Source organism: Candidatus Avelusimicrobium faecicola, assembly GCA_900540405.1.
Taxonomy (GTDB): Bacteria; Elusimicrobiota; Elusimicrobia; order Elusimicrobiales; family Elusimicrobiaceae; genus Avelusimicrobium; species Avelusimicrobium faecicola.
The window spans coordinates 26,230-35,710 of sequence record UQFW01000007.1 but is presented as its reverse complement, the minus strand read 5'-3'; the positions used below and the strand labels follow the sequence as shown (position 1 = coordinate 35,710).

The following is a 9,481-nucleotide window of genomic DNA, read 5'->3' as shown; positions in this document are numbered from 1 at the left end:
CCGCATCCGCACTTTGGAATTTGCTGTCGTCCGCCCCCAAAACGCCCAACGCATACACGGCCGATAACACCTGTTGGCATTTTTTGGCTTGCGCCGCGGCGGCGGTTTTATTGCCCAGTTGTATTTTGATGGCTTGCAAATTTCCCCCGCCCCGGCATTGGACTCCTTGGGTCTTGAGGATTCGGCGCAGTAAGGCTCCGGCCGCCTGTTTTTGGGCCGGTTCCACCGCACCCGCGGCGGCAAAAGCGGGCAGGGCTTGGGTTAATAAATTTTGGTGTTTGGCCGGGTATTTTTGCGCCAGTTTTACGGCCGCGCGGGAGAGCGTTTTTAAGTAAGCGCGGGCGCGGCGTTCGTTTTCCTGCGCCCACGTTTTATAGGCGGGCGAGGCAGAAAGCACTTTCCAGCTGTGGCGGATGTTTTTTTCCGCGCGCAATTCTTTCACCGCTTTTTTAATATAAGCGGCATTTTGCGGGTGGGTGGCCAGGGCCTCTTTTTCTACGGCGGAAAGCTCCTCTAAAAAGGTGGTTTTATAGGCTTGGTAGGCATCATACGGTTGGGAAAGCGCCGCCGCGGTGCGCAAAATTTCGCCCGCAGATACGGCTTTTTGTTTGGCTTTTATATCCGCCCGTTCCAGCGCGGTTTGAATACGCGCCTGTTGGGCGCTTGCACTTTGGGCGGCCCCGGCTAATGCCGGAGTAAAAGAGCCGGTTAATAAACAAACAGAAAGAACTAAAGAAAGTAATTTTTTCATGAATATCCTTGTCACTTAAAAAATAAAACCCCGCTTGCCTTTTTATATAGGAGCGGGGTTTATAAAAAATCAATCTAAATACTATTTTACAAAACCACCGCATTCGCCAAAACGGATAGACATGCTAATATTAATTAGCATGCAAATAGAAAAGCGTTTGGGAGAAAGGATAATTTTGTTCGTCATAGTATTACAATAATATATGTTAGAATTTCTGCGTGTTGCCCGCAAGGGCCAAAGGACCTATTTTTTAATTGGGCCCGGCAAAAACAAATAACTTAAAAATTATATAATTTTTGTTGGAAATTGGAAATATATTTTTGAAAAAATATTTTTTTGCAATAAATTTACGGGTTTTGGTGTTATAAAGTATGGCCAAAAATTATGCACAGTTGACGGATGATGAATTAATGGACGGTTTTGTTCGGGGGGAGCCCGCGGCGTTTGAGGAGTTAGTCCTGCGCTATAAAAACCCGCTGTACCAATATATTTTGGCCTTGGTGGCGGATGAAAGCGCGGCGGGCGATTTATTCCAGGAAGTGTTTTTAAGCGTGTATAAACAGGCCGAAAATTACCGCGCGCAGGGCAAATTTAAGGCGTTTTTGTTCCGTTCGGCGCGCAACCGGGTGCTGAATTATTTTAGGGACAGGCCGGAGGATTTTTCGTTAGATAAAACGGACGAAGACGGCAACGAGCCGTTGCACGAGGTTTTACCGTCCGGCGAGGAACTGCCCTTGCAGGCGTTGGAGCGGGCGGAGCTGGGGGAGCGTATCCGGCGGGCGGCCTTAAAATTGCCCCCCAAACAGCGCGAAATTATTTATTTAAGGCCGTATATGTCTTTTAAGGAAATTGCCGCCGCGCGGGGCGTGCCTTTGGGTACGGTGTTGGCGGATGGGCACAGGGCTATCAAAAAATTACAAACATTTTTACGGGATGAAAATTTATGAAAGAATGTAAAAACATAATGCTTTATTTGGCCGGGGAGTTAAACCCGCAGGAAGAGTCCGCTTTCAAACGGCATTTGGCGGCGTGCCGTGCGTGCCGGGCCGAGCTAACTTTGTGGCAGGCCGCGCAGGAACCGGGGCAGGCCCCGGCGGCTCCGGCCCCGGTGGTGGAGGCGCTGTTTGCCAAAACCACGCGCAAACCTAAATTTTGGCAGGCGTTTTTCCGCCCGGCGTGGGTGGCGTGTGCGCTGGCGGCGGTGCTGGTGGCGGGCGGGCTTATGTGGCAGGAACGCCCCGGATATGACAGCCGGGAAGTAATGGCTTATATGAATACCCATTTGGAAGAAGATTACCAAACTTTTGCGTTAGATTTAGCGCAACTGGAAGCAGAATTCTAGGAGGTGGCAAATGAAAAAATGGTTCGTAATGTTGCTTATGGCGGGGCTGGTGGCTCCGGCGTGGGCGGAATGTTTGGGGGAGTACCCGCATAAAGACGGCCGCGCGGCTGTAAAAGATGCAAAACGCGCCGAAATGCGTAAAATTCACAAAGAACGCGAAGTGCAGTTCAAAAAGACCAAAGAGCAGGTGGAAAAATTAGTCCAAGAGTATAAAAAGGCTAAACCGGGCAGTAAAAAAGCCGCCCAAAAAAAGGCGGAAATTGCCAAACTGGTGGCGCAAGTGCGCGAAGACCAGTTCAAATTCAAACGGGAATTATTAGATAATTTTAAGGCCCGCTTGGACGTAATGGAGCAAGAGCTTGCCGCCGCGCAGGACGAAAACACCAAAGCGGCTTGGGTGGACGAAAAAACCGACGCCGTGATTAACGATAACGGGGATTTGAAAGTGTTGTTCCAGGATAAACTTTTGCCCCCGCCGCCGGGCCCGCGCAAAGGGCATTTTAAGAAAGGCGCCCGCCCCGGGGACGAGGTAAACGGCCCGCACGGTGCGGATATGCCTAAAGACGGCCCTATGCCGCTCGGCCCCGGCGGAGAAATCCTCCCCCCGCCGCCGGCCCCGGAGGAACGCTAGTATTTAGCCAACGGTAAAATAACAAAGAAGTCACCAAATAATAAAGAAGTCACAAAAAAACGGACCCGCTTGTATGGGGCCCGTTTTTAGTTTATGCTTGATACAAACTATTTAAGCACGTCTTTCCACGCTTGTTTTTCGGCTTCAATTTGGCTTTTGGCGGTGTTGACTTTTTCTTTCAAGGCCGCTTTGCCCAGTTCCGCCGCCGTATTGGCCGCGGCACTGTTTTGGGCAGATTTGGCGGCTTCGTACGATTTTTTGGCATCCAATACTTTTTGGCGCGTTTCGGCCGATTTTTGCAAGGCTTCGTCCAGCGTTAAAATTTGCGGATTGGAAACCGTAGTATTGTTGGAGGTGCTGGCGCAACCCGTCAAAACGGCCGCCCCGGCTACCACGGCAAGTAGAATAATTTTTTTCATTTTTAAGCTCCTGTTTAATGCTAAATATATTGTATAAAAAAACGCTTAGGCGCGGACATCCGGCTCCGCGGGCAGAAGCGGGCCCTCCGCACTTAATTTATCGGCCAGCGTGCCCGCGTGCTTGATTTGCATTTCTTCCAGTTTCACGGCCGATTTAATAATGCCCGTGTTGCCGGTAAGCGTGGTCATGGCGCCGTCGTAGGCTTTTTGGGTGGCGGTCAGTTTGGTGTGGATGTCTTCCATGCGGGACACAAACAGCTTAACGCGCTTGTGCATTTCTTCGCCCAAGACTAAAATTTTATCCATATTTTTATTGGTGCGTTCTATGCGCCAGAGGTTTTCCACCACCTGCATTACGGCAAACAGGTTGGACGCCGTGACGACGGACACCCCTTTTTGGCGGGCGTAATCGTTTAAGGCGGGGTCTGCCTGCAACGCGGCAAAATAGGCGTATTCTATGGGCACAAACATAAATACAAAGTCCAGCCCGCGGGCTTTAATCAGCTTTTGGTAGTCTTTATCGGATAGTTCGTCAATGTGTGCGCGCACATCTTTTACATGGGCTTTCAAAAACTGCGCTTTTTGGGTTTCGTCCGTAGCTACGGCCCAATTTTTATAATTTACCAGGGACATTTTGGAATCTATCACCACCGTGCGCCCTTGCGGCAGGCGGATTAAAAAATCCGGGTAGTTGCGGGAGTTGTCTTCCCCGCGGAAAAACGCCTGCTTTTCATAGTCTTTTCCTTCCGCAAGCCCGGCGGAAGTAAGCACGTTTTCCAAAATCATTTCCCCCCAGTTGCCCTGCATTTTGGGGTTTTTGAGCGCTTCCGTCAGGTCTTTGGCTTCTTTGGCTAAACTGTCGTTCATTTGGCGGGTTTGCTCCAGGGCGTGCTTCAAATCCCCATGGCGGGAAGTGCTTTCGTTGCGCAAATCTCCGATTTGTTTGGTAAATTCGTCCAGTTTGGTTTTCAGCGGGGCGTATAAATCGCTGTTTTTGGCTACCAGTTCCGCGCGCTGTTCTTTCAGCGCTTCGGCCGCCATGGTTTTAATGGCGTTTTTGGTTTCCCCCTGTATTTGGGTAAAAAAGTTTTTTTGTTGGGTGAGCGAATCGTCCAGCGCCGCTTTTTGGGCTTCTAAGGTGGATTTTTCAAGCTCCGCCGAGTGCAAACGGTTTTGGGCGTCTTTTAATTCTTTTTGCAAGGCGTCGTTTTGCGCCTGCGCATTTTGCGCGGGTTTGCCCCCCAGTAAATAGCCGGCCCAAAAAGTGCCCGCCAGGGTCGCCAAAGCGATAAGAATATATAAAACAGTCATACTTTTCCCCCTTTTTCATGGTGCGCGCGGGGCGCATTATTTTTATTATAACTTATTTGAACAAAGCCGTTTTTGCGCGTTCCAAAAAGGGTTATTTTGTATGAAAAGTGAAAAAACTTCCGTCGGGCGCCAAAAACTAACCCATTTTGCGCGTTGTGCGGGCAAGGCGTAAATTTTTATGCTAAACCCATACCATAAAAGGGGGTAAAAATGAAATACTGGGGAATGTTTTTTGCAGTGTTGGTATCCGCCGGAGTTTTACAGGCGGCCGAAATAACCGCGGTGCCGTCCGTCAGGCACGAACAACGCCTGGCGGCACACCGCACTTTGGGGGCAGATGCGCCCAGCGCATTCGGCACGGATTACTTGCATTTTAAGCAAGACCTGCAGAAAGAATGGGGGCTGAGTGTGGGGCTGGATGCCTCATTTACCGCCGAGCGCTCCGCACCCAACGGCAAGCGAACCGCCATTCAAAGTATCTATTATCCGTACCTGACGTGGAATTTATGGCAAGACGGCGCTTGGGGCCGCGGGCAAATCAACGTCAATTACAACTTAATACGCTATTGGGGTGCGCCGGCCTCTGCCCTGCAAAACCGCACCGGGCAAGCCTTGGCGTTTAACGATTATCCGTCCTCGGAGGAGTTTTTTTCACAAGCCAGTTATACGCACACGTTGCCCGGCGCCTGGGATTGGCTCAGCGTGACGGTGGGGCAGTTCCCGCTATACAATTTTGACGGCACGCCGTACCTTTCCAACCAACAAACGGCGCTGATGAATTACGCACTGGCGCAAAATGCGTCGTCGGTCTATCCGACGGCGGGCTTTGGGGCGTATGTGCAATCTACCCCCGGCGCGTGGAGCTTTTCAATCGGATACCAAGATGCGAGCAACCTTTCCGGGCAAACCATTCGCTTGCGTAGCGCGTTTGACGGGCATTATACCGCGTTCGGCTCTGCCCAATGGAACCCCGAGGGGCGCTTAGGCGCGGGGCAATACGGGGCGCTCGTTTATTATCAGCCGGCGGTGAGCGGGCAGGACGAGTATTCCTTTGGCGTTAGCCTGAACGCCCAACAAAATTTGGGTGAAAAATGGGCCGTTTTTGCCCGGGCCAACGGCGCAAGCGGTGCGGCAACGGCCGTCAAGCGTTCTTACGCGGTGGGCGCGGCGTGGCTCAACCCGCTGGAGCGCAACGCGCAGGACGCGCTGATTATCGGGGCCGCGTACAACCGCTTAAACGGCGGGTTTTATCCCCCCGCGCATGGGGAAGGCGCTCTGGAAATGCAATATATTTGGGGTATCGGGCGGTTTTTTACCATCACGCCGGATATTCAGTTCTACCCGAAAACGGCTTCCGGCGGGCGCAAAAGTGCCACGGTGTTCAGCTTGCGTACGGGAATTAATTTGTAAAACCGGGTGCGTATAAGGAAAAGCGCACTAGGGGGTAAATTAGCAGTAAAAGGAGATTAATTATGGAAAAAGACTTTGTATTAGGGACGCGCTACCCGACGTTAGCGTTTATTACCGGGGGAGCCGGGCAGGCCGCGGACGGCATCCCGCCACAACCGTTTGAAACATTCTGTTATGACAGCGCGCTTTTACAGGCCAAAATAGAAAACTTCAACATTGTGCCTTATACGTCCGTACTGCCTAAAGAGCTTTTCGGCAATATTTTGCCGGTGGATAAAGTGGCCGCGCATTTTAAGCACGGCGCGGTGCTGGAAGTAATTATGGCCGGAAACGGCGCGCGCATAGAGGACCACAAGGCCATAGCTACCGGCGTGGGCGTGTGCTGGGGTAAAGACAAAAAAGGCAATTTAGTAGGCGGATGGGCGGCCGAATATGTGGAATATTTTGATACGCCTATTGATAACGAAATTGCCGAAGGTCACGCCAAAATGTGGCTGAACAAATCCCTGCGGCACGAGCTGGCTATCCGCGGGGTGGAAAAACATAGCGAGTTCCAAATCTGGCATAACTTTATAAACATTACCCAGCCTTTTGCGTATTGTTTAACGGCTATGGGGTTTTTGAACTTCCGGTATGCGGAGCCGGTATCGGGCAAATAAACCCGAGGTTTGGGGGAGGTAAAAAATATGGCAGACAAACAAAATAACGCAGGCAAGCTGGGGGTAATAGGGCTTGCGTGTATTGTGGTCAGCTCCATGGTTGGGGGAGGTGTGTTTTCCCTCCCCCAAAATATGGCGGCAGGGGCCAGCGCCGGGGCGGTTTTACTGGCCTGGCTGATTACCGGCGTGGGAATGTATTTTATTGCCAACACTTTTAGTGTGCTTTCCCGCGTGAAACCCAACCTGACGGCCGGTATTTATATGTACGCCCGGGAAGGCTTCGGCCCTTATGTGGGGTTTACAATCGGTTGGGGGTATTGGCTGTGCCAAATCTTCGGTAATGTGGGCTACGCGGTAATTACCATGGACGCCCTGAATTACTTTTTCCCCCCTTATTTTGCAGGCGGGAATAACTTGCTTTCCATTGTGTGCGGTTCCGTGCTGATATGGGGGTTCAACTGGGTGGTTTTGCGCGGGGTGCGCCAGGCCGCCATATTAAATATATTGGGGACGATTGGCAAATTGGTGCCTTTATTGCTATTCTGCCTGATTTTACTGTTTGTCTTTCATTTGGATAAGTTTGACTATAACTTTTGGGGACATTTGGCAGAAAACGGCAAAAACCTGGGCTCTTTATCCGCCCAATTAAAAAGCACCATGCTCGTCACCTTGTGGGCATTCATCGGTATAGAAGGCGCGGTGGTGCTTTCTAACCGGGCCAAAAGCCAAGCCGCCGTCAGCAAAGCCACCTTTTTAGGGTTTGTGGGGTGCTTGGTGGTGTATATGGGGCTTTCCCTCTTGCCGTACGGCTTTTTAACGCAAGAGGAAATTGCCGCGGTGGCGAATCCCTCCACGGCGGGCGTATTGGAACAAGTGGTAGGCCCGTGGGGCGCGTGGGTGATGAATATCGGCCTCTTGATTGCGGTGCTTTCCAGTTGGTTAGCCTGGACGATGATTGCGGCGGAAATCCCGGCGGCGGCCGCCCAAAACGGCACGTTCCCTAAGCAATTCGCACGGGAAAACCAAAACGGCGCGCCGAGCGTGTCGCTCTGGGTGACCAGTATTTTAATGCAACTGGCTATTTTAATGGTGTATTTTTCCAACAATGCGTGGAATACCATGCTTTCCATAACCGGGGTCATGGTGTTGCCCGCGTATTTGGCCAGTACCGGCTATTTGTGGAAACTGGTGGAAGACGGCGAATATGCCAAAATAGCGCCCACCGGGCGGGCCGGAGCCTTGTTTACGGCACTGGTGGGCACGGTGTACGGCGTGTGGCTGGTGTATGCGGCGGGCATTAAGTATTTGTTCCTGGCGGTGATTTTTTTAGCGTTGGGAATACCGCTGTATGTGTATTCCCGCCGCCAACAGGGGGCCCCGGTTGTTTTTACCAGTGGGGAAAAGCAAGTAGCTGGCCTGCTGATTGCATTTGCGGTAGTGGCGGCGTACGTTTTTGCGCGGGGACTGGTAAAAATCTAGTCCGCGTGCTTGCCCAGACCAAACAGCCCCGGAGAGTACGCCTCCGGGGCTGTGTTTTATCTATACGCGGGCCCAATATAAAAAATGGGTCTTTTGGCCCTTGCGGCGTGCGGCTCATACGGATATACTGAATGTATGAGAATCTTTTTTATTTTGTCCGCTTTGTGTGTATCCGCGCTTGCGTGGGCGGCCCCGTTTGGGCATTTGGAAAACGTGGCCGTTAAACCGTCGCTTTTTTTGGCGGACAAATTAGCCAAACAACAGCCCATTACCTATTGCGTGGAATTGGGCGCCAAAGAAGCTCTGGATATTTCCCGCCCGGAAGCGGCCCTCTACACCCGCGCCGCGCTGAAAGAGTGGACTTACGGCATAGCCTTGCAAATAGAAACGGCGGGCCGCGGTAAAGAATTTTCCGCCGTTATCCCTCTCTTAAAAAATGCCCGGTTTCAGCAAGTAGCGTGCGATTTGTCCGCCCACCCGGCGGGGGCAGATTATTTTGCGCCGTCGGGCGCGCCCCGGCAGGCGGACATCAGCATTTTAATTTCTAAAAATTATTGTGAAACTTACTTCCGTAAATCAACCGCTTTTTATATGGAAGATTACAAATCCGCCGCGCCGTTTATTTGCGTAATACCCCGCTATGCGGGCCTGTTGCCGGATACAGACCGGATAGCCGTACATATATTAAATGCGGAGCAAAAAGCGGTGTTGGCTAAACGGCTCCCCCTGTTAAACCGTATCGCCCAAGAGCCGTACACGCCCGCCGACCAACGCCACCTGTGGCAATTAAACCGTTTGTATTCTTACGACGGCCCCACCTATTTTGCCGCCATTACGCACGAATTGGGCCACGCTTTCGGTTTGGCGGACGAATATACCGCCAATAACGCAGACCCCCTGCACCAAACCAGTACCCCCGGCCAAGGCATTATGCGCCGCTTGTATGACCCTATCGGCTGTGCGGAAACGGAGGGCATTCTTACCTTGCTCGGGCGCTATGGAAAGGGCCCGCGCGCGTTTGCCGGTTTCTGCCCAAATAGTGCGTTTTATACGGACGGCGTGGAGCAAGTGGCGCAAATTACCCCGGTCAAGCGCCGCCTTTCTAAAGGGGTTCAAACGCTTTGGAGCTTAACGCCCGACACCCCGAAAACGCACACCTTGCTTTATGAAAGTTGGGGCCCGGTTGCCGCTATGAGTATGGATTTGCAAATGGAGTGGAATTTCCCCCCCAATGCGCAAGTGTATGTGCGCGGGTTCAGCGCGCAGGACGGCACCAAACAAGGCGCCTGGCTGATTGTTTACCGGCAAGGAAACGCTTACCGCGCGGTGCGCGCCGTTTACCAAGCGGGCAAAGTTGTCCGCGTGCAAGAACAGCCTGTTCCCGCCGCCCAAGCGGAGGCTTATTTTGAGCGCCGCAACGAAACCGCCCGCCTGCCCGTACTTACGGATTTGAACGATTAATTTTTTAGTGCTACAATA

At 52.0% G+C, this 9,481-nt stretch carries 10 protein-coding genes; 7 read left to right on the top strand and 3 right to left on the bottom strand.

All coding sequences use genetic code 11. The features are described 5' to 3' along the window. Positions 1–751, bottom strand: a 751-nt coding sequence (locus ACQY18_RS01515; RefSeq protein ID WP_428038580.1) for a hypothetical protein, incomplete at its 3' end; no start/stop codon positions are given. Positions 752–1,122: 371 nt separating this feature from the next. Here ACQY18_RS01515 and ACQY18_RS01510 point away from each other — a divergent pair. Genes ACQY18_RS01510 through ACQY18_RS01500 form a run of 3 tightly spaced genes read left to right on the top strand, consistent with a single transcriptional unit; the run spans position 1,123 to position 2,724 of the window. Continuing rightward, a complete protein-coding gene (locus ACQY18_RS01510) occupies positions 1,123–1,698 on the top strand; it encodes a sigma-70 family RNA polymerase sigma factor (RefSeq protein WP_176777728.1) in 576 nt (191 codons plus the stop codon). Continuing rightward, positions 1,695–2,093, top strand: coding sequence for an anti-sigma factor family protein (locus ACQY18_RS01505; protein ID WP_428038579.1), 399 nt, complete (start codon positions 1,695–1,697; stop codon positions 2,091–2,093). Before ACQY18_RS01510 ends, ACQY18_RS01505 begins: the two co-directional genes overlap by 4 nt. A 10-nt stretch (positions 2,094–2,103) precedes the next feature. Then, a complete protein-coding gene (locus ACQY18_RS01500; RefSeq protein WP_428038578.1) occupies positions 2,104–2,724 on the top strand; it encodes a hypothetical protein in 621 nt (206 codons plus the stop codon). 107 nt (positions 2,725–2,831) lie between these two features. On the opposite strand, the gene ACQY18_RS01495 is transcribed toward ACQY18_RS01500, so the two are convergent. Together ACQY18_RS01495 and ACQY18_RS01490 are read right to left on the bottom strand one after the other, a co-directional pair. Then, complete coding sequence (locus tag ACQY18_RS01495) at positions 2,832–3,143, bottom strand: hypothetical protein (RefSeq protein WP_428038577.1); 312 nt, start codon at positions 3,141–3,143, stop codon at positions 2,832–2,834. A 45-nt stretch (positions 3,144–3,188) separates the two neighbouring features. Continuing rightward, on the bottom strand, positions 3,189–4,454 hold the full coding sequence (locus ACQY18_RS01490) for a DNA recombination protein RmuC (protein ID WP_428038576.1): 1,266 nt from the start codon (positions 4,452–4,454) through the stop codon (positions 3,189–3,191). Positions 4,455–4,664: 210 nt separating this feature from the next. On the opposite strand from ACQY18_RS01490, the gene ACQY18_RS01485 reads away from it, so the two are divergent. From ACQY18_RS01485 to ACQY18_RS01470, 4 genes are all read left to right on the top strand, one after another. After that, positions 4,665–5,864 carry a carbohydrate porin gene (locus ACQY18_RS01485; RefSeq protein WP_428038575.1) on the top strand — a complete coding sequence of 400 codons (1,200 nt, stop codon included), beginning with the start codon at positions 4,665–4,667 and terminating at the stop codon, positions 5,862–5,864. A gap of 62 nt (positions 5,865–5,926) precedes the next feature. After that, positions 5,927–6,523 (top strand): pyruvoyl-dependent arginine decarboxylase, encoded by a 597-nt coding sequence (locus tag ACQY18_RS01480; RefSeq protein WP_176777734.1) that lies wholly within the window; start codon positions 5,927–5,929, stop codon positions 6,521–6,523. Between the two features lie 27 nt (positions 6,524–6,550). Next, entirely contained in the window at positions 6,551–8,002 is a 1,452-nt protein-coding gene (locus ACQY18_RS01475; RefSeq protein ID WP_428038574.1) for an amino acid permease, read from the top strand. A 135-nt stretch (positions 8,003–8,137) separates the two neighbouring features. Beyond that, the gene (locus tag ACQY18_RS01470; RefSeq protein WP_428038573.1) at positions 8,138–9,463 is read left to right on the top strand and encodes a hypothetical protein; all 1,326 of its coding nucleotides are present in this window, start codon (positions 8,138–8,140) and stop codon (positions 9,461–9,463) included. Positions 9,464–9,481 lie beyond the last annotated feature (18 nt).